This window comes from Parabacteroides hominis, from assembly GCF_014287585.1.
GTDB classification, from domain to species: Bacteria; Bacteroidota; Bacteroidia; order Bacteroidales; family Tannerellaceae; genus Parabacteroides; species Parabacteroides hominis.
The window spans coordinates 1-22517 of record NZ_JACOOJ010000051.1 but is presented as its reverse complement, the minus strand read 5'-3'; the positions used below and the strand labels follow the sequence as shown (position 1 = coordinate 22517).

9 protein-coding genes and 2 pseudogenes are annotated in these 22517 nt (G+C 43.1%); 3 read left to right on the top strand and 8 right to left on the bottom strand.

Going from position 1 to position 22517, the window contains the following annotated elements; all coding sequences use genetic code 11:
* Positions 1 to 2543, bottom strand: a pseudogene (locus H8S65_RS19015) (hypothetical protein); the annotation flags it as partial.
* A 1655-nt stretch (positions 2544 to 4198) separates the two neighbouring features.
* On the opposite strand from H8S65_RS19015, the gene H8S65_RS19010 reads away from it, so the two are divergent.
* On the top strand, positions 4199 to 5329 hold the full coding sequence (locus H8S65_RS19010; protein ID WP_186931406.1) for an AAA family ATPase: 1131 nt from the start codon (positions 4199 to 4201) through the stop codon (positions 5327 to 5329).
* A 575-nt stretch (positions 5330 to 5904) separates the two neighbouring features.
* Here H8S65_RS19010 and H8S65_RS19005 read toward each other — a convergent pair.
* Together H8S65_RS19005 and H8S65_RS19000 are read right to left on the bottom strand one after the other, a co-directional pair.
* A complete protein-coding gene (locus H8S65_RS19005; RefSeq protein ID WP_186931405.1) occupies positions 5905 to 6477 on the bottom strand; it encodes an RNA polymerase sigma-70 factor in 573 nt (190 codons plus the stop codon).
* Between the two features lie 324 nt (positions 6478 to 6801).
* Positions 6802 to 7437, bottom strand: coding sequence for a SagB/ThcOx family dehydrogenase (locus H8S65_RS19000; protein WP_186931404.1), 636 nt, complete (start codon positions 7435 to 7437; stop codon positions 6802 to 6804).
* Between the two features lie 179 nt (positions 7438 to 7616).
* On the opposite strand from H8S65_RS19000, the gene H8S65_RS18995 reads away from it, so the two are divergent.
* The gene (locus H8S65_RS18995; protein ID WP_186931403.1) at positions 7617 to 10184 is read left to right on the top strand and encodes a TonB-dependent receptor; all 2568 of its coding nucleotides are present in this window, start codon (positions 7617 to 7619) and stop codon (positions 10182 to 10184) included.
* A gap of 175 nt (positions 10185 to 10359) precedes the next feature.
* Entirely contained in the window at positions 10360 to 12396 is a 2037-nt protein-coding gene (gene lacZ4, locus H8S65_RS18990; RefSeq protein WP_186931402.1) for a beta-glucuronidase LacZ4, read from the top strand.
* Positions 12397 to 12567: 171 nt separating this feature from the next.
* On the opposite strand, the gene H8S65_RS18985 is transcribed toward lacZ4, so the two are convergent.
* From H8S65_RS18985 to H8S65_RS18965, 5 genes and pseudogenes are all read right to left on the bottom strand, one after another.
* On the bottom strand, positions 12568 to 14151 hold the full coding sequence (locus tag H8S65_RS18985; RefSeq protein ID WP_186931401.1) for a sulfatase family protein: 1584 nt from the start codon (positions 14149 to 14151) through the stop codon (positions 12568 to 12570).
* A 4-nt stretch (positions 14152 to 14155) separates the two neighbouring features.
* Positions 14156 to 16081 (bottom strand): heparinase II/III domain-containing protein, encoded by a 1926-nt coding sequence (locus tag H8S65_RS18980; RefSeq protein ID WP_186931400.1) that lies wholly within the window; start codon positions 16079 to 16081, stop codon positions 14156 to 14158.
* Between the two features lie 98 nt (positions 16082 to 16179).
* Positions 16180 to 17895 carry a RagB/SusD family nutrient uptake outer membrane protein gene (locus H8S65_RS18975; protein ID WP_186931399.1) on the bottom strand — a complete coding sequence of 572 codons (1716 nt, stop codon included), beginning with the start codon at positions 17893 to 17895 and terminating at the stop codon, positions 16180 to 16182.
* 13 nt (positions 17896 to 17908) lie between these two features.
* Positions 17909 to 21145 (bottom strand): SusC/RagA family TonB-linked outer membrane protein, encoded by a 3237-nt coding sequence (locus H8S65_RS18970; RefSeq protein WP_186931398.1) that lies wholly within the window; start codon positions 21143 to 21145, stop codon positions 17909 to 17911.
* Between the two features lie 478 nt (positions 21146 to 21623).
* Positions 21624 to 22514: pseudogene (locus tag H8S65_RS18965) on the bottom strand (Rpn family recombination-promoting nuclease/putative transposase).
* Positions 22515 to 22517 lie beyond the last annotated feature (3 nt).

Here is a 22517-nt window from a genome sequence, read left to right as displayed (position 1 = left end):
AAGATAAAGTCTAAGTTGCTATAAGCATCAGCCTTCAAATCACCTTCGCGAACAGCGATACCCTGGTTAGCGCCGTTAACAGTAGCATAGTCGCCGTTGATTGCCTGGATGCGTACGTGCTTCGGCAGAGATTTGTAAGAAGCAGGAGCAGACTGCGGTTTAACGATGAACATGTCGTTGCGAGCTGTTTTCGCATTTTCACCTGAGATAGTCTTGTACTGGGTGCTTACAACTAACTTTTTGCTGTTCTCTTCATCATACAATACATAAGTAGAATCAGCATCGACAGCGATCATAGTGAACTGAACCGGAGTACCGTTCTTAGTTGCATACTTACCGTTAGAGAATACATACTGTCCGGCAGCATTCTTAATGATAAATGCGCTGTCAGCATCCATGATTGTGTAAGTTACTTTTGCCAAAGCATCTTCTACACCATATTCTTCTTCTGCAGAAGGAACTAATGTATAAAGAACTTCGCCTTCCGGAGTTGCTACTTTCAGTGTAGAGTCTTTTGTCATAACAATGCTCTGTCCTTCCAATACGTCAGCAGCAGAAGTGATGGTGAACTTGTTGTTCTTGGCATCGTTAGCTGTGATATATTTGTAGCCGATATAAGCGTTGTCTGCGTCTACGTCTTCGGCTGCTACCAACTGGATTGTGTCGCCACCGATAACGAAGATGTTGTTGTCTTTGTCTACAACGTTGGTTACACCCTGCCACTTAGCATCTGTTGTTGCACGGTTTTCAATTGTGTAATTGCCTTTGTCTACACCGGCAGCTTTAGAAACTACGAATTGAGCGAACGGATTGAATGCCTGAGTTTTTGCTACATAGTTAGCAGGATTAACCGGGCTTGCATCAAAGTATAAGCCATAATATTCGTTAGCAACACCTGCGCTCTTTTCTTTCTCTGCGTTAATAATATAATACAGACCTTCTGCTATTTCAGCATCGCCACCAATACCCGGTTTTGTTGCATACGGTTGAATCAGAGCGATCAGGTTTGAGGCATCGTCTTTACCTGCAATTGTTACAACCTTTGTATCAGAAAGTTTGCGAACAACAATTTGTTTGTCTGCTTTAGCAATATTCAAAGCAGTCAAACCATCTTCAAAGTTTGATCCGTCTTTGTATTTGTCGGTAGTGACAACGGCAGGAACGGCAGCACCAGTTGTAGCAGTAACCACTTTTAAACCTTTGATTGCTGCGATCAAAGCATTTGCATCCGCTTTTTCTGTTGCTAATTTTTCTTTCTGGGCATCAGTCGCATCTTCAGCATCTTTTGTTTCTTTGATCTGCTTTTCTGCAGCTTCAATTAAGTCTGCACCTGTTGTTGGTTTGCTTGCTTCGTATGCAAAAGATTCGTTAAAAGTAGCTTCGGCAAAAGTAGCATTAGCTGCCGGTTTGCCAGTGGTACCACCTTCATAGAACGATTTAATAGCTTTCACCAAATTGGTAACGGCTTCTAAAGTACTATATGTAGGCATTGCTAATTTATCCAAAGTCGTTGTTACCAGAATAGAAGCAGGCTGATACAATGAAGTCAACACAATAGAATCGTTTGCGATATAATATTCAGCTTTGAAAGCTGCTGCAAACGGATGGTGTTTACCATTGTGGGCTGTACGAGCATTGATTTTTACAGTTGTACCATCTGCCGCTGTTGTTGTAGGGTCAAATGACAAGGTATCAACAGACAAAATGTTTAATGTATTTGCCGGTGCGTTATAGAAGCTATGGTCTACAACCAAATATTTTTTCTTATTATCTGTTTTAGCCAAAGCATTATCATAACCAGCTACTTTTTCACCGTTGGTCAAATATAATACATCTACCGGGGAAGATTCACCAGCAAATCCTTCTGTAGCAATTTTATAGCTTTCAGCCGTCCACTTATTTGCAGTCAGCACGTTCTTCTGGCCAGCCGAAACATCTTCGCCATTGAAATACAGTTTACCGTCTTTTACTAAAGCAGCAAAATCATCGGCAGTCATACCTATTTTAGCATCTACTGCAACTTCTCCATAAGTAATAGCCGAAGTAACAACACCAACAGTAGTCCCTTTATCGGCTTTCAAATCTTTTCCATCAATCCAGAACACAGAGTCAGCAGTCAATGCATATAGACCATTTTCACTGTCCCATCCCCAGTTTGTGTTACCTGCCTCAATTTTCAAATTCTCTTTACCTGTATCAGCCTTATTCGATTTCAGTTCGATAGAAAGCAACTGGCCTGTTCCTTTGTTTGTAAATTGATAAGCATAAGTCGTTCCTGTAACAGTTGTTGTAGGAACAGCTTTAATTGTCCAAAGAGCAGAAGACAAATTTGTGCCATTTAAATCTGTAGAAGTAATAATTTCTAAATTGCCATCGGCTTTAACAGCCAAATAGTTGTCTCCTGCCTTTAAATACGCATTGACGCCTTCCTTTACGCTTCCATTATCTACCGTTGAAGGTAAATAGCTTGTAGCAGCCGCATTGAAAGACAGTCCACCAGCTACCAGAGCGGTAGCCAAAAGAGTAGAAAATCTCTTGTTCATAATCATTAAAAATTAATTGTTAATAAAATAGTGTATAAAAATCCAACAACTAATTTCACGAAGGGGAGAAACAACTCCCCGCGAATGATTATGAACGGGCATAAAAAAACGCGGGTCTATTGTCTATTATTAACTCTAAGGCTCTAGCAAAGCCCGTATACCAATAATAAAACAATAGCCCGCGCCTTATACGATATAACAATCCTCCCATAAAAATGGTAGATAAATTTATACGTAACCAGCGCAAGCATTTACTGTCTATTATTCCGGTATACTAAAAATTTGCTAGATTCTAGAGTCAGAATAACCTTCGTAAAATGCTTACAATATGTAATTGATCCCGCGCTCCGTGAGCCGCTGCCCACTACGGAATCGTTGCAAAGGTAAATAGGTTTTCCGAATCAACAAGAAAAAATGCCCGTAATTTTCCAAAATATGTGGGTTACAGGACAAAACAATACCCTTTGGACAACATATTCCCTTAGTTTAGGGATAAAATACAAGTACCTGATATACTTTGAATGAAGTAAAAAACGGATCTCAAAACAGAAAATCCCTCGGCAGGAAACGAGAATTGCCTATGCCGGAAATAGAGCCTGACGGGGCTTTGGGGATTGCCGATACCGCCTGCTCCTATGAGATTCAAGTGAGGCAAGCCTCATGCCGCAGCCTCTCTTTTGCCGTCTGCTTCAGCAGACGGATAGGTGATTGTTCCCGGCTTTGCCGATTCCTTTGTGGGTTTTAACCCCTTTAAATGCAATCAATGAAAGGGGTTAAAAACCCACAGAGGAAGAGGCTTTGCCTCTAAATCCTTTAAACCGTCTGCTGAAGCAGACGGCAAAAGAGAGGCGGATGGGGCATAAAAAAACGCGGGTCAATTGTCTATTATCACCTTGTAGGTATCGACAAACACCCGCGTAACAATAATAGAACAAAGCCCGCGCCTTATACGATATAACACACTCTTCCCATAACAATGGTAGATAAACTATACGTAACCAACGCAAGCATTTACTGTCCATTATCCCATTGTGCTAAAAATTTGCTAATTTTTGAATTGGAATAATCTTCGTAAAATGCTTACAATATGTAACTGATCCCGCGCTCCGTGAGCCGCTGCCCACTACTGAATCGTTGTAAAGGTAAATAGGTTTTCCGAATCAACAAGAAAAAATGCTCGTAATTTCCCACAATATATGGGTTACAGGACAAAACAATACCCTTTGGGCAATATATTTCCTTAGTTTAGGGATAAAATACAAGTACCTGATATACTTTGAATGAAGTAATAAACGGATCTCAAAACAGTGTATTGATAAACACTAATAACCAGCCTATTACAGTTTCCCCCTGGAGGAAACGGAAATTCCCTCGGCAGGAAACGAGAGTTCCCTATGCTGGAAACGCAAGTTTCCTCGTTAGGAAACGAGAGTTTCCCAGTAAGGGAACTTCATGAAAGTAAAAGGGCAATGGTTAAATACTGATTTATCTGTTACTTTTGGCTTGATCCAAAAGTAACCAAAAGATCAAGGCTTAACCGTCCGGTCTACTCCGGTCAAAGACTCCGCATTCGCCTGAAATAGACTTATTAGTAATAATGTTGTTAGTAATAAATATATTACTTATCTTTGCTCCCAGAATAACATTTGAAGATTATGGAGAATAAACCTTTTATATTCGGTGTTGCAACATCGGGCGATAATTTCACCGACCGGGAGAAAGAGACCTCTCGACTGGTACTGAATTTCCGGCATGGAGTGAATACGGTACTGATCTCGCCTCGCCGTTGGGGTAAAACCTCTTTGGTGCAGAAAGCGTGTCGCTTGGCGCAGTCCGACAAATTGAAAGTCGTTTATATCGATATTTTTTCTTGCCGTAGCGACAGGGATTTCTATGACGCATTTGCTTCCGCCATTCTCAAACAAACCTCTTCAAAGTTGGATGAATGGCTGGAACATGCCAAATTATTTCTTTCACGAATCAGTCCTAAAATATCGTTGGGTGCCGATCTGATGACGGATTTCTCCATATCGCTTGAAATGAATCCCAAGAGCAACGAGATCGATGAAATCCTGCAACTCCCTGAAAAGATAGCGCAAAAGAAAGGTTGCAATATCATTGTTTGCATCGACGAGTTCCAGCAAATTGCCGAATTCAAAGATTCCAAAACATTCCAAAAGCGTTTGCGTTCAATCTGGCAATTGCAGAAATCGGTATCTTACTGCTTATTCGGCAGCAAAAAACATTTAATGAACGAACTCTTTGAAAAAAAGAGCCTTCCGTTCTATAAGTTCGGCGATGCTATTTATTTGACAAAAATCGGGACGGCGGATTGGGTGGATTATATATGCGGTCGTTTTAAAGCAACGGGCAAGCAGATTTCAAAAGAATTGGCCGAGAAGATCTGTCAGAGAGTGGATAATCACTCTTCGTATGTGCAGCAGTTGGCGTGGCTGGTATGGATTCATACGGATAAAGTTGCTACGGAACAAGATTTCGAGGAGGCATATCAGGATATCATCGACCAGAATACACCGTTGTTCGAGAAGCAGACAGAGAGCCTTACGACCTATCAGATGAATTTTTTGCGAGCCATTATTGATGGGGTACATAGCGAATTTACCACGCAAGAAGTTTTGCAGAAATATCAACTCGGTTCATCGGCTAATGTCAGCATCGTAAAACGTGCATTGGTCAAGAAAGAGCTTATCGAGATCGAGAAGCGTCAAGCCATTATTCCCGATCCCGTGATGAAGGTGTGGTTAAAAAGAGAATTAGGTGTATAATTTCGCTTCGTCTTCACCCTTCGCTTGACGCCCGTCCGCTTAGGCCTTTCTTAGAAAGCTCCGCTTTCTCTTGGGATGGCCGATACCGCCTGCTTCTTTGCGATCCCCAAAGCCCCTTCATCCTCTCTTTTGCCGTCTGCTTCAGCAGACGTTTAAAAGGTCTGGAGGCAAAGCCTCTTCCTTTGTGGGCTTCAGCCCCTTTTATGGATTATATTTAAAGGGGTTAAAAACCCACAGAGGAACCGGCAAAGCCGGAGCAATCATCTATCCGTCTGCTGAAGCAGACGGCAAAAGAGAGCTTCCCGCACTTGATGCGGGATCGCAAAGAAGCAGGCGGTATCGGCAATCCCCAAAGAGCCGTCAGGCTCTATCTCCGGCCTAAGCTGGCGAGCGTTAAGCGGAGAGACCGCAGTGAGCGCCCGGAGCGTCTGCTGTTTGAGCGAAGCGAGTTTCAGACGCGACAGCGAACGGAGGGAACGGAGTAGCGAGGCAGGTTCGGCCTTGAACTTTTGGTTACTTTTGGATCAAGCCAAAAGTAATAGATTCTGTTCAATTGTGAAACAAAGAACCTATTATTAATTGTAGAAGAAATCGAATACAAATAGTAGGCAGGGGAGGTAATCTTTCAGTTCTTTTCGTAGCACGTTTAAAGCTTTGCTAATGTGGAACTCAACACTTTTAACAGAGAGATTTGTCTCTTGGGCAATTGTTTGATAATTTTTTCCTTCATAGCGACTCATAATGAATATGCGACTGGATTTTTCCGGTAATTTGGCTAAGGCCTTGCTAATAAGTTCCTGTACTTCATTGCTGAATAACGTTTCCGGCTCGCATGCCTCCAGACTGGAGATACGCATTTGTAATTCCCATTCTTTGTTCGATAATAAGTTTTCGGCAATATTGCTCCATGTTCGTTCCCGTTGAAGATAGTCTAAGCATTTGTTTTTTAGGGTGACTAATATATATAAAGGTATGTCTTTGACTTCCTCTAACCGATGCCGGTTCTCCCAATAGTACATCAGGCTTTCCGTCACCAGGTCTTCCGCTGCTTCTTGATTGTATGTATAAGAATAGGCGAACCGGATATATCGGTCCCGATGGGTAACGAAAATGTTATTGAATATCTTTATGTCCGTTTTCTCATCCATGATGTGTTGTTCGAATGGGATTTAGTTCTTAGAGAACTATGGCCTTCAAAATTATAAATTTATTTTCGAATTGTCGAAATATGTTGTAAAGAATTAATCTTATTGCGCATTTTAACTATTATAGGCTAAATAATCGTACTTGATATGAAGTAAGAGGTATTAGGCAAGGAATTACCTCTATGATATAATAGGCTAAACCATAACGTTTTAAATATCCTCATTCTTCTACTGATGAAAAGAAATGGCCATAGTTCTCTAAGAACTATGGCCTTCATTATAGTTATTAAATATTGTATTACAGTCGAATGCTTCTGGTGCTCCTCTTTATTTCCGTGGATATCCCACCGGATTGTTCATGATGGGTAATTGGCTATCTGTTAGTTTCAAGATTCGTTTTAAGGCAGCTTGATCCATCGTGGCACGGGGAACGGTTGCCAGACCGGCGGCAGCGCAGAAAATATTGATGTTCTGGCAAACGATACCGGCATCGACAGCTGCCATCAGCTTGGTGTGATCGGTAATGTTTCCGAAGCGTGAAAGATCGGAAACGAGTACCAGGCTGACCGGCGCCGATTTGACAAAGTACTGGCTGCCGGCAACCGCTGCCCGGTGATCGCCTTTGGCAATGGGTTGCAGGCTGTTTGCTTTGGCGTCATACAGGTAAGCGCCTTCTTTCATAATGACATAAATATCGATATCCTGTTTGTTCAGAGCAGAAGGCGCTGTCCGTTTGCCATCCGGACGGTTAATGCCGTTTGCGGCCCAGAGTAAATCGGACAAATCCTGCAAACTGAGTTCTTTGCTTGCATATTCCCGGTCGGAGTGGCGGTCGGATAATGCTTTCATAACGGAACTGCCTCTGTTTTTGTCCGGAGAGTCTAATTTGATTGTTTTCAGATCCTGTGCATGCATAGTGACGACGAGCAGCAACGCTGCAAAAATGAATGATAATTTTCTCATAAACTTGTCTTTTTATGATTGGTTTCTACAAAAATAGGTGAAATCTGCCGAAATCGAACACCAAAATACAACTTTTACAATTCTTTAAACTGTAAAGTTACGAATGCCTCGTAGATAAAGTTACTTTTGCAACTGTTTTTAATTTGTTTAAATCGATAATATCTAAATTCTCAAATTTAATGAAAGAAAAACTGCTCTACTTAATGCTGGTACTTTTTGTGTCTGCGTCAGTGTTTGCGCAAACCGGAAGCGGATCAGCTGCCTTTACAATTAAGGGGCAAGTAGTCGACTCTTTATCCAATGAGTCCGTACCTTATGCCACACTGAGGATAGCTTTGGCTTCCGCGCCACAGAATCCTGTGAAATTGTTGGCTTGCGATGATGATGGTAAGTTCACGGCAACGATGAACAAGCCGGGTAAATATGTGATGACAATGGAGTCTTTAGGAAAAATTCCTGTTAAGAAAGCATTTACATTGTCGGAAAACAAGAAAGTCGTGAATTTCGGCAAGCTGTTTATGAATGACGATACCCAGCAGTTAAACGAGGTTACCGTAACAGCCCAAAAGCCGTTGGTCAAGGTGGAGGTCGATAAATTGACTTATAGCCTGGAAGACGACCCGGAAGCTAAAACCAGCAATGCGTTGGAGATGTTCCGTAAAGTCCCGATGGTAACAGTGGATGGTGAAGACAAAATCCAATTGAAAGGATCTTCGAACTATAAAATCTATATGAATGGCAAACCCTCGAACCTGTTGAGTGGTGAAAATGCTTCCGATGTATTGAAAAGTATGCCGGCAAGTTCTATCAAGAATATCGAGGTCATTACCGATCCGGGATCTAAATATGATGCTGAAGGTGTTGGTGGTATTATCAATATCATTACAACCAAGAATGCACTGCAGGGATATACGGGAACAATTCGCACCAATGCCAGTACAATGGGTAGCTTCGGCGGCGGCGGTTATGTGTCTATGAAGGCAGGGAAGTTCGGTATTACAGCTAATTATGGTTATAACCATCGTAATTCTCCCTGGAACGATACCTATTCGGTGCGGGATGAGCAGGAAGTACAATACCAGCAGGGTGACGAGACTTTTACCCGTCCGTCTTCTTTGTTGAATGAAAAGGGACGTAGCAAAAACAAAGGCCCGTTCCAATACGGTTATTTGGAAGGAAGTTATGAGATCGATACGTTGAACTTATTAAGCGTAGGTATAAATTTGTTCCGTGGAAAATCAACTAACCTTTCCGAGCTGATTGCAGATAAGGTCAATCGGACCGATCTGACAGATGGAGAACCGACTCAGATGTATTCTTACAAACGCTATTCGGATTCAAAAGGAACATTCGGCTCTACGGATGTCAATGTCGATTTCCAGCATTCGACCAGTAAGAAAGATGAATTGCTGACTTTGTCTTATCGCTTCAGCCAATCCCCCAATGACAATGAAGGGCATTCCCGGCTTGAAGGTCTGGAAGGTGTTTATAGTCAGGCTTATCGTTATCCCAATTGGAATATCAATGATGCTTCTACGACGGAACATACGGCGCAGGTCGATTATACGACTCCCTTGTTTAAAGATCAGACATTGGAAGCCGGTGTGAAATATATAAACCGCCAGAGCAAGAGTAATACATTGGAGCAGGTAAAGGATTCTTTAAATGCTTGGCAGGATATTTCGCAGCGTAATAGCGATTTCCGCCATACTCAGCATATTTATTCCGCTTACTTGGGATATATGGTCAAGTTCAATAAATTCGGCGCTAAAGCCGGTGTCCGTGCAGAAGGAACCAGCTTGAATGCGGAGTTTGCCAAGGCGCCGGAAGAAAACTTCAAGACAAATTACTTTGACATTGTTCCGAATGCGACATTGACTTACCAGTTAGACATGTCTTCACAATTGCGTTTAGGATATAATATGCGTATCCAGCGTCCGGGTATCTGGTATCTGAATCCGTATTTGAATAATATCGACCCGCAGCGTATCTCGCAAGGTAATCCGAATCTGGATTCGGAAAAGAGTAATAATGTGAACTTCAACTTTAGCAAGTTTGCCCAGAAGTTCAGTATCAATGCAAGTTTAAGCTATACATTCGTTAATAATGCAATCGAAAGATATACGATAATAGCAAACTTCCCGGAATCCAATCCGCTTTCTCAATATAACGGAGCTTCTTATAGCACTTATGGGAATATGGGAAAACGTCAGCAGGTCGGATTGTTCTTGTATGGCAGCTGGAATCCGGTTCCTCTGTTCCGTATTTATATGAACGGTGGATTCGACTATACGAATATCGACAGCAAGAAAGCATTAGGTATGACAAAGGATGGTGTGGCCGGTCGAATCTTTGCAGGAACACAGTTTAATTTGCCGAAAGATTTCCGTATTAATTTGCATGGAGGTTATTTCAGCCCGTGGATCCAATTGCAGAGTGAACAATCTCCTTTCTATTTTGCAGGTTTGAATATCAGTAAGGATTTCCTGAAAAAGAAACTCTCCGTCTCTTTGGGTGCGCAGAACCCGTTCTGGAAAACGATGAAGATGGAATCGACTACGACAGGTGAAGGGTTTGTGGACCGTTCTACTACTTGGCGTCATGCCCGTGAATTCCGTTTGAGTGTCTCTTATCGTTTCGGTACGATGAAAGGCCAGATCAAGAAAGTCCGCCGCGGTATCAGCAACGACGATACTAAAGGCGGTGGAGAAGGCAATAGCGCCGGTGGCGGCGAACAAGCGATGTAAAGCCAATCTTGCTTGAGGGCAGCTCCCTTGCCGTTTGTTTTGACTGACGGCAAGGGAGCTTTTTTATTTAAAATGGCGCTCTCGGACAAATCTATCCGTCCATTTAGACAAATTGTGCTCGTCTCTCTGCCGTCAATTACCTACTTTTGAACCGTAAATAAAGAATTTTGTAAACATGAAACACACAATCTTTAGTCTGATACTCCTTTTTATCAGCACTTCAGTCTTTGCTGCACGTAAGGAAATCCTGTTGAACGAGAACTGGATGTTCCGTTTTTCCCATCAGGTACAGTTTAAAAGCGAGGAACGCGTGAACCTGCCTCATACTTGGAACAGTGGCGATGCCCTTTCCGGTAAACAGGATTATTATCGCGGAATGGGTAACTATACCAAAACGCTGTTTGTAAAACCCGAATGGAAAGGCAAACGCCTCTTCCTGCGTTTTGAAGGAGTCAATACAATTGCGAATGTTTTCATTAATGATGTCCATGTCGGCGAGCATCGTGGCGGATATGGCGCGTTTGTATTCGAGATTACGGATAAGGTGAAATATGATGCCGACAACCGGATATTGGTAAAGGTCAACAACGCCTTGCAACAAGATGTCATGCCGTTAGTCGGCGATTTTAACTTCTATGGAGGCATCTACCGGGATGTGAATCTGATCATAACGGATCCGGTTAATATCTCGTTGACCGACTATGCTTCTCCCGGTGTCTATCTGATTCAGAATAAAGTAACGAAAGAGCAGGCCGATGTACAGGCGAAAGTGCTCGTCTCTAACGGAAGCGCGACGGCGCAACCCGTAAAAGTGGACGTCAAGATCTGGGATGGCGATAAGCTCGTCCAACAGCAGGATATAAAGGTCACGGTGGATGCCAATGACTGGGCCACAACCGGAATGGATTTGACAATACAGAACCCCCATTTGTGGAATGGCCGCAAAGATCCGTTCATGTACAAGGCCGAAATATCCCTTTTCTCCGAAGGCCGGATAATCGATAGGATCGTACAGCCGTTAGGCTTGCGCTATTATCATGTAGATGCTGAGGAAGGCTTCTTCCTGAATGGCGAACATCTGAAACTGAAAGGGGTATGCCGCCACCAGGATCGGGCGGAAAGGGGGAATGCGCTTTATAAAATGCACCACGATGAAGATGCCGCCATTATGGTCGAGATGGGAACGAATGCCGTTCGCCTGGCCCACTATCCCCAAGCGACTTACTTTTATGACCTGATGGATAAATACGGAATTGTCACCTGGGCTGAAATCCCGCAGATCGGGCCGGGCGGATACCAGGATAGAGGCTACATCAACCAGCCTTCTTTCCGCGAGAACGGGAAAGAGCAGTTGAAAGAGTTGATCCGCCAGCATTATAACCATCCGTCGATCTGTTTCTGGGGACTGTTCAATGAGTTGAAGACCATCGGAGACAACCCGACCGAATATATCGAGGAACTGAACGACCTGGCTCATAAGGAGGACCCGACACGCCTGACGACTTCTGCCAGCTTCCTTTCTTATGACGATGATATAAATAAGGTAACCGATGTGATTGCCTGGAACCAGTATTTCGGTTGGTATGGCGGTTCACCGTCCGATATGGGGAAATGGCTGGACGCCAATCACAAGGCACACCCGGAATATAAGATCGCCATCAGCGAATATGGAGCAGGAGCGAGCATCTACCATCAGCAGGATTCCGTGAAACGGGGGATTGCTTCCGGTTGGTGGCATCCGGAGAATTACCAGACTTATTATCATATCGGAAACTGGAAAGCATTGGCGGAACGTCCGTTCGTTTGGGGTTCTTTTATTTGGAACCTGTTTGATTTCGGTGCGGCCCATCGCGTGGAAGGCGATCGTCCCGGTATCAACGACAAAGGTCTGGTGACTTTCGACCGCAAGGTGAAAAAAGATGCTTTCTATTTCTATAAGGCTAACTGGAACGAAGACGAACCGTTCGTTTATATCACGAACCGTCGCCATCGCGATCGCTCGTTAGCTGTAACGGATATCATGATTTTCTCCAATCAACCGGAAGTCGAATTGTTTGTAAACGGAAAAAGCATCGGCAAACAAAAGCCGGACGAATATGCGACATTCGAATGGAAAGGTGTTGCTTTGCAGGAAGGGGAGAACACGATAGAGGCTCGTTCCACCCAAAAGAAGAATCCTGTGAATGATAAAGTGGTCTGGACGGTGAAGTAAAAAAAGCACACAAAAGAAGGTGTGTCAAAACTACCTTGTTCCCGCGCTTGACGCGGGATCGCATGAAGACTGACCGTATAAATATCTGATTGATAAGGCCTGTTCTTTTGCGGCCCCGCGTCAAGCGCGGGGACAAGTATATTTTGACACACCTCCTTTGCGTCTTTGGCCTTAGTCCCCGTAAGGGATCAGTTCTTTCAGTATTTGTTCTTTATACCACGGATCATCCGCCTCTTTCAGCAACGGAACCATTTGTTTGCATAAGTCGGATACGATCTCTTTATTCTCCTGCCAGGGGAGATTCTGCATCTGATACGGATCTTTCAGGTCATCAAATAAAAGGACGTCCTTAAGTTCTTTTGTCTTCCGGTCGATTGTGAGCGACATTGTATATTGATGTGTTTTGATTCCTCTCGCCACCGGAAAATAAGAGATGACTTTTCCTTCGGCATCCTTGTCCCCATCGACATTTTTGATATACAAAGCACCCTGGCGCAAAGGAACGGAAGAATCCTTTCCTGTAAAACGCCCGGCATAATTCCGCCCTTCCACGGCTGCCGGAATCTGTTTTTCCAGTCCGCACAGTCCGAGTATGGTCGGCATGATATCAGGGGAAGACAATAAAAGCTCGCTGTCGATCCGGGGTGTTACTTTTCCGGGAAAACGTACCATAAACGGGACATTCATGCTTTCGGCATAAGGCGAGTTTTTGGGGTCGTCCGTATTTTGGCTACACATGGTTTCTCCATGATCGGAAGAGAAAATGACGAGGGTGTTCTTGTCCAATCCCTGTTTTTTGAGTTCATCCAATATCCGTCCGAAAGCCCGGTCGACGCCTGTCACCGATGCAAAGTAATAACGTACGGAAGGTGCTTTTTCCATTTTCCGGTTCGCATTCGGGCGAATCAGCAGGCTGTCCAACGGGAGATCTTTGTATAAGTTGTAATCTTCCTCCATGCAATCTTCCAGTGAGGCATACGGGCTGTGGGGCGGATTAAAGCTGACCATCATAAAGAACGGCTTTTCAGGGTCCCGCACGTTCCCCTCATTCCGCAGATAGGAGATGGCTTTGTCCGCTTCATGTTCGGGCGACCACTCGTTGATTTCATGTTTTACGCCTTCCGTATCCCAATAATGCGGATGTTTGTGCACGTCATACGTTCCATACGAATACCAGTAATCAAAACCATGCCGGCGTTCTGCCGGCGTATAGGCATCCCAGGCCGGAACACGGTCTTCCACATATTTTCCGGGACGTTCCGGGTCATTGGGAGTCGGACAGTCGACATGCAATTTCCCGATATAGGCACAATTATAGCCTGCCTGGCTGAACACGTCGCTGATGCAGGTCGCATCTTCACGCAATGAACTGATCGGACGGTTGGCATTACAGTTTAGAGGCACTCCGCTATGTTCCGGAAACATCCCCGTCAACAGTATTCCCCGGTGCGGACTGCTCAGCGGGCAGTTGCTCATGGCCGAAGTCAGCACAACAGATTCTCTCGCAAACCGGTTCAAGTTAGGCGTATGAACCGGATCCCCCTCAAAATTCACCGCATCCCGGAATCCCGCTTCCCTCCAGAAACCCATCGCATGGTTACGCATCTGGTCGGGGAAGATGTAGATGATGTTAGGAGTGGTTGATAAATCCAGGGTGGTAACAGGCTTTTCTTTACATCCCTGAAAGGAGAAAAGAAGGATACCCCCTAAAAGATATGCCACATCATGGTTGGAATGATTGAGTTGTTTATACATATGTTTATTGATTTATAGGACGTAATGATATTTTGCATTTGCCTTTTTGTTGCGGATTGATTATAAAAAAACGGATTCTGTAAAGTACTCCGCTTGTCCATGAAGACAATAGGGAACTGTCATTAATTTTGATAGTCTCTATTGTTGGAGACAGTTGCTTTTTGTCATACACGATCTGTATGCTCATATCGTCTCTTTTCAGGAATAGTGAACCGTCTTGTTCTTCTATATCACAGGCCGTCATAAAGTTTAGAACTGTTTCTCCTGTTGTTTTATTTAACGACCAACTATCGGAAATAATAAATTCTTTTTTACGTTTTAGCTGATACGTTCTAATCCAGGATTTAATATTTGCTTCTGCTGCATAAGCATTCGTAATGTCTGCAGAAAAACAGGCGTTTTGTTTGGTATCTTTGAAATGTACATCAGTTGCTTTGAATTTTTCTCCGTTATGCTGGTCATTGCCGTTTATGGTCGGCAGATTGTGATAGCAGGACTGCATGGTCCAGATTGAATATCGTTCAGAACTGAATGTTTTGCGAGTATAACGTCCGACACCGACATCGATTAGGACTGGCAAACCGTTATAATAAAGCATGCAGCTACCGACATCATTATGATTGTGCGGTACATTGTTGTGGCTTCCGTGTGCGGCAAAAAAGAATCCTGCATTTAATTTCTTTCCATCCCTGGCGACACAAAGTTCGGAGTCTTTGAAATAATAAGAAAGGAAGTTGATGTCGCGACCTTTTCCCTTCAAAATCTCTTTTGACATGACAATATCGTCCAAAACCCTTGCGAAAATACTTCCCCGGTGAAGTGTGGTTGCCCAGTTGCTGATTCTGGCAAAATCAGAGGCAAAACCAGTCATGACAGGATCATCGATACATTTGCCATAGTGGTAAACCGCTCCGGAATTGATGTTGCAGACCGCTCCGGCATCTGAAAAGTTTACAAAATACCGGTTGTAAATATGGACGCGATAGATGTATTTCCCTATATTTTGTATCTTTTCCCGATTGAAAATATTAATGCTTCCATCGGTAATACGATATAGCAGGTCCAGGAATTTTACTAAATTAGCTCCGGCATGTCCCCAATAGGTCGGACCTTCTTCGCAAGCCCCATCCTCATGCTGCACGTCGATGTAACGATCGACTGAGCGCATCAACTGGTATACGTGTTCAGTCTTTTGGCGTCGATCGTCATCCAATAGCATGACGGCTTGCAATACATTATAATTGATCCAAATGTTCCAGTTATTTACATTTTTTTCTCCATGTAGCCCCATCCACCAATAATCGGTACGGGAAAAATAAGGATCGATCAATCGTTCTATGACAGTCTTTTTTATTCTTTTGGATATAAGCGGGCTGACTTTATCGAATTCTTCTTTAAAAAAGTGATAGGTCCAAGCCATTTGCGCACCGATATCGGCTACAACAAGTTCAACAGTCGGTTCGTCCGGATCCGGCAGGCCTGACTGGTCTTTCTGGAAATAAGCGTGCGCCGAATGTACCCAGGAAGTCTCGCATAAAAACCATGCCCCGTTGATGATGGCATCCATAAAACGTCCTTTGCCTTCTACTAACTCGGCTAAGGTGAGAGATATTAATGCCATATGGTTTTCACGACCGGTCAAGATTTCTCCAGTACGTTTGTAGGCCAGATAATCCGTCGCCAAATCCGGTTTCCAAATATGGGAAAGTGCTTTCTCTCCATCAGATATGATATTCTGCCTGATTTCCGGTGTGGCTATATGTTCCCACTTTTCCCGGTTCTGATAAGATGGGTATGAGATCCAATGTTCATCTGCTGCTAATATTGAAGATAGTTCCTCTTTAGAGACACTGTTCTCTAAAAGGCTGTCTTGGGCAGAAACAGTACCGAGGCATAATAATAATAAAATGATATAAAAAACTTTTTTCATATATAGTCCCTTTTTCCGATTGAAGCATATAGATTACAAATATAATGAAAAAGGACAGACATAACAGTCTGCCCTTTTATTTGTTTAATGGTAGATGATTACCATCCTGGATTCTGATTTTCTTTCAGACTCGGATTCTTCTGAATTTCATTATTCGGAATCGGCCATAAATAGTCACGAGACTGAACAACACGATTATAATAGAATTGTCCGGTGAAACCTTTGACTTCTCCGGCCAGAGTTTCCAGTAGTCCCCAACGCTTCATGTCGCTGAAACTCAACCCTTCACCAGCCAGTTCTATAGCACGTTCATGTTTGATACGTTCGAATACCTGTTCTTTGGTAGTTGCCTTTAGATGGCTTGGGCCGCTGTTAAGTCCCGGCATGTCGACACGTGCACGAACCTGATTGATCAGATCGACAGCCTTAGTCTGCTGATCTGTCTGATTGTAGCATTCAGCCAACATTAACAATACGTCCGCATAGCGAATCAGCGGGAAGTTGATCGGTGTATCTTCACGATTATTAATAGCACCGTTCATATCGTATTCGGCAACAAATTTGCGCCACAGATACATTTCATAGTTTCCGTTAACACGAATGAAACCGTTCTTTTCATTTGTTTGTCCGGATTTTTCTGTGATAACATATTCTGTATCCATAGGGGCGTTAGAATACCAACCTTTATAAGTAGTGTACGGCATAATGATGGAGGCCATCATACGTGGGTCGCGTTTGTTGTACATCTCTAACAATTTATCTTTTGCTGCAGGATAAGTGGTTACTTCGTTTAAATCTTTATTCAAAGTTGCATAGAATGTTTCTTGCTTAATAGCATCACTTTCATTGAATCCCGGAATTACTTCATCCCAATCGAAAGTTCGTCCGTCTTTCCATTCGTAGGAATCAACGAAGTCTGTAGCAGCCATTACATTGTTCCAGCAACTTCCGTAAGATGCACGACTCCCCATAAAAAATGTCATTGGCATACCGAAATCAGTACCGACACCACCGATATTCTGAATTGCAAAGATCATTTCAGAGCTTTCATCCCCACCGGGTTTAAACAGATTTGCATAATCTGAATACAAAGCATATTTACCGCTGTTGATAACGTTTTCAAAGCATGTTGCAGCTTCCTGGTATTGTTTGTTGTAAAGGAGAACTTTTCCTTTCAGAGCCATTGCAGCCCCAGATGTTGCACGTCCTTTGTTTGATTCATCCCAATCTGCCGGTAAATTAGCAATCGCATCATCCAGATCTTTAATAATAAATGTACGGACTTCTTCTGCCGAACTTCTTGGGTTTAACATATTGGAGAAGTCTTCTGCTACGATAGTTGTTTCATCATAGATTGGAACTCCACCCCAAAAGTCGAGTAAGGTAAAATAGTAGAGAGCACGCATAAAACGGGCTTCCGATTTGTAGCGGGTTTTCAGTTCGTCGGACATATCGCATTGGTCGACGTTCTGTAATACGATATTAGCACGTGTGACGCCTTCATACAACTGTTTGAACTTATCGCCAACGGCTCCTTCCGTAGTGGTATAAGTACCACGGCCGATGTTCGGATACGAAGGTGCGTCATATCCGGCACCTACGCCACCTAAACAATCAAAACCGAACTGACGGCCGAAAACATCGTTGTGTGTCATTTGGCTGTAAACACCCATCATTGCCTGATCGGCATGGTCTTGTGTCTGGAAGAATGTTCCGGCACTTAACTGATCTTCCGGATAACGGTCCAGGTCGTAGCAGCTGCTCATTAATAGAAGTGATGCTGCACAAGTGAAAAATAATTTATACTTATTCATAATGCTTTTTCAATTAAAAGGTTACATTAATACCTAAAACCGCTGATTTCATAGCCGGATAAGCCAGCCCGCTGATTTCAGGATCAAATCCTCTGTAAGATGTAAATGTGAAGAAATTCTCCAAACTGCCATAGAAACGAAGTCTTTCCAATTGCATCTTTTTCGTAATAGATTTAGGCAGTGAATAGCCTAATTGAATATTACGAATCTTCAAGAAGGCTTTGTTTTCCAAGTAGAAATCACTCATTTGAGTGTTGATCTGATTCTGGGATTGTAATAAGCGCGGGTAGATAGCGTCTGTACGGCCTTCAACCCATCTTCCTTCTGCAACATCTTTGTTCAACTGGTAGCCAAAACGTACGGTTGAAGTGTTTGCCAGCGCATTTTGCCAGTAGACTTTCACACCTGCCTGTCCCTGGAACAGAATGGAAAAGTCGAATCCTTTGTATGCTGCGTTCAGGTTTAATCCGAATTGGAATTTCGGATTCGGGCCATCGCTGACGATTTCGCGGTCATCCATATCGATAATACCGTCTCCATTGATGTCTTTGTACAGTAAATCACCTTTTTGAGGTGTACCGAATGCAGCGAACGGATTCACCTTTTTACCTGTCTTTTCATCAATCGGTGCGTTGTCGATCATTTGTTGTACAAGTGCTAAATCGGCATCTGTTTGGATAATGCGGTCTGCACGCAATAAATATTGAGAATTAATGGAATGACCTTCCCAGATAATATTAGCTCCGTCATAAGAGATACCGCCTTTATCTGTTCCCTTGAATTTATTGACTTTATTTTTTACGAATGTAAAGTTACCGTTAACGCCGTAAGAGAAATCTCCGATTTTGTCTTGCCAGCCGAGAGTCATCTCAATACCCTGGTTTGTAACAGTCGCACTGTTTTGTTTAGGAATGGATGCTGTACCGTGTACATCCGGTGCGGGCAAGTTGATCAAAATATCCTTTGTTTTCTTATTGAAGTAATCGACAGTACCTGTTAACTTGTTGTTAACTAAACCGAAATCAAAGCCGACATTTGTCATATAGGTAGATTCCCAAGTCAGAGCAGGATTGGCCAGTCTGGCTTGTGCAAGGCCTAATATCAATGCGTTGTTCAACGTATAGTTGAATGCAGAACCGGAACTTGGTTTATTAGCATAAGTAGCAATAGCATCGTAGTTGCCTACGGCATTGTTACCCAAAGAACCATAAGATAAACGGAATTTCAGATTGCTCAACCCTTTTTCTACCCAATCTTCCATAAAGGCTTCCTGGTCCATACGCCAAGCAACAGAAGCGGATGGGAAGTAACCGGTACGGTTATTTGAAAGGAAGCGGGAGGATTGATCTGCACGAAGGTTCACTTCTAATAAATATTTGTTTTCCCAATCCAGATTGATACGACCAAAGAAAGAGCGCATAGCCCATTCTGAACTTGAACCGGAAGCTGTAGCATCACCGATAGCGGCATCGATCACGTTCAAACTTAAATCGATCATGTCGTATTTTGTGGCAGAGAAGTTCTTACTGCGATACATTTCCTGGCTACCACCGATCATCGCGTTCAAACCTAAACGATCATCCAAAAAACGATTTTCATAGCGTGCTACAACATCGCCGAAGAAACGTTCGGTCTTACCGTCATAATTCATGATGTTGGTTTTTCCTCTGTTGGAGTAAGTGATCACGTTATCACGGAAGTTCCAACCGTCGATGAAAACAGGTTTCCGACTGCGCTGTTCATCCACAAACTCATAAGAGTAAGATGCTGTAATGGAGAAGCCTTCGAATGGTTTCAAAGTACCGACGAAACGAGAACGCATATTGGTTTTGCGGATATTACCAGCTTTGCTGTTCAAACGGATCAAAGGGTTGTTATTCGCAGATTGTGCATCGTCCTCACTATTATTCATAGCTCCGTATCGTCCGTCCGGTGCACGGAATACCATACCGGGGGTCGTTGCTGATGCGTAGGTGAACACATCATCAACAGATGTGTCTTTTTTATCACTTGCCGTATATTTGGCAGATGGTTCCATATTTGAAACATATCCGCTGACTTGTGCTCCTAAATTCAACCACGGTTTTACATCGGCTGAAATGTTTACACGTCCGTTATATTTTTCGAAGCCGGTATTTTCCATTACCCCCGGATTCTTTTGATAACCGAATGATGAATAGAAACGAATTTTGTCACTACCTCCACTCATGGAAATTACATGGTTGTGAGAGGTTGAAGGTGTAAAGGTTTCGTCAATCCAATTTGTATTCGGATATTTTAACGGATCCCGTCCGCCGTCTGCACGCCATTCATCTATAACAGGCTGTGAGAATTGAGCTTTCAAATTAGAATTGAGGTAACCTTCGTTGATTAATTCCATGTAGGTAGCATAATCAGAAACGGGGTCCATAGAGCTGGGGATACTTGGTGATGTGAATGAAACATACCCGTTGTAATCCAACTTAATAGAACCTGCTTTCCCTTGTTTGGTCGTAATCAAGATAACACCATTTGCAGCTCGTGAACCATAGATTGCCGATGATGCGGCATCTTTTAATACGGTCATCGATTCGATATCCTGTGGGTTAACAGTGTTGATACCCGCTTCAACACCGTCGATAATAACCAATGGGGAAGATTCATTCAGTGTTCCTTGACCGCGAACCTTGATTGATGCATTGTCGTTACCCGGCTGATTGGCTGAACCTTGTACGTTTACACCGGCTGCAAGACCTGCCAATGCGTGAGAGACGTTGGTGATGGGGCGGCTTTCTGTCAATTCTGCAACGTTAATAGTTGATACGGATCCTGACAAGTTAACCTTTTTCTGTGTACCGTAACCTACAACTACAACTTCATCCAAAGCCTGTGAGTCTTCGGCCAGTTTAATGTTGAACGAAGTCTGATTGTTTACGGGGATTTCCTGATCCTTATATCCTATATAAGAAACAACAAGGATCGAATTAGGAGATACTTCCAAAGAGAAATTACCGTCCATATCGGTAATAGTTCCATTAGTCGTACCTTTTTCTACGACATTAGCTCCAGCGATAGGACCAAGTGCATCTTCTACTACACCTTTGATACTGTGTTTTGCCTGTTGAGGAGAAGCCACAACAGGATTGGGTTCGTCCGAACCAAACGTACCGGTAGAAGGATTGGCAGAAGCCATCCCGATTGATGCTAAGAGCATGGAAGCTCCCAAGAACATCGCTCTCGATACATAAAAGCGTTTAAAATCTTTTGTCATAATAACACCAGATTGATTAATAAATTGATAATAATTCTCGTTTCTCTAAATAGGCACTTTGTGTTTTTTATTGTGTTTTTCACAAAAGTGTGTTTTGATCTGAGTTCTTCAAGAACTACGATCAGAACACTGCAAATTTAGATGTTAATAATGTGCATGGATGTATAATTTTATCCATTTGATATGCACTAATCTTCCAACGATGAGTTTTTAGCAATGATTTAAGTATTTGTATATTAATGCATTGTGTAGTTTTTGTTTTATATAACATATAAATTTGGTTTAATAAGTAACATATTTATTTAGAATTCATGTTTGAATATTTATATAGGCACACATCGAAGCATAAAAACGATACCATTGGGGCAAATACTCATAATCTGGCAGGAGTGAAACGTAAATCATTATTTTGATGTTGCTAATTTTCTTAATATCTGAACCTTTTCCGTACAAATAGAGAAACGAATGTAACTCTCCCTTACAAAGATAGGATTATTTCTTCACTTAAACCGGTGCATTTTACTATAGTAGCAATATCTACCCCCGTATTTTTCATCTTGGAAGCGACTTGACGCATGCCTTCGGCAAGGCCTTCCGCTTTCCCTTCTATTCTCCCTTCCCATTTGGCCGTGTCAATCACGTCGTTTTGGATCATGATGGCGTCGAGATGGCGGTCGTAGATGAGGCGTTCCTGGGGTGACATCGAGTAGTATTTCAACTTCTCGCGGGCTTCCTTCAGACCCGGTGCGGTCGTGTCCGGACGGATCGTGCCGTCTTTCAGGTATTCGATCCATTCGTCCAAAGGGGTGAGAGCTACTTTGTCGAACTCGTTTACACGGACTAAGATATATTCGGGGAAGATTTCGGCGGGAAGGCGAGAGACGAGGACATCATGTTCGCGCGTGTTGACACGCAGGTGGTCGCCCGTATGCACGCCGATGAAATGGTTCTGCCCGTGATAGATATAGTCCGTTCCGATGCCGATATCGAAATAAAGGATGCTGATGGAGTAGACTTTCTTGATTTTCTCGTAGCCTTCACCTATGGAGATATGTTCGGTGATGGCTTTGGCCACGCCGTAGAGGATGCGTTCCTAGTAATGCAGTTCGCGCGTGTTCTGGATTTCTACGAGGATGATTTCACCTTTGCTGTTCAAAGCTTTGATGTCGACGCGATTGAACTTGTCGTCGGCGCTTTCCAGGTTGCCTTCGCTTTCGAGGATTTCGACGATCTTGATTTCTTCGTTCAACATCACGGTCAGGAAACCATCGAGCACATCGAAATTGGCCTTCTGGCGCAACAAACGCTTGATGGCCCAGTCGAAGCGAATATACCTGTCCTGCAACTTTTTTCTTTCCATCTCTTCCATGAT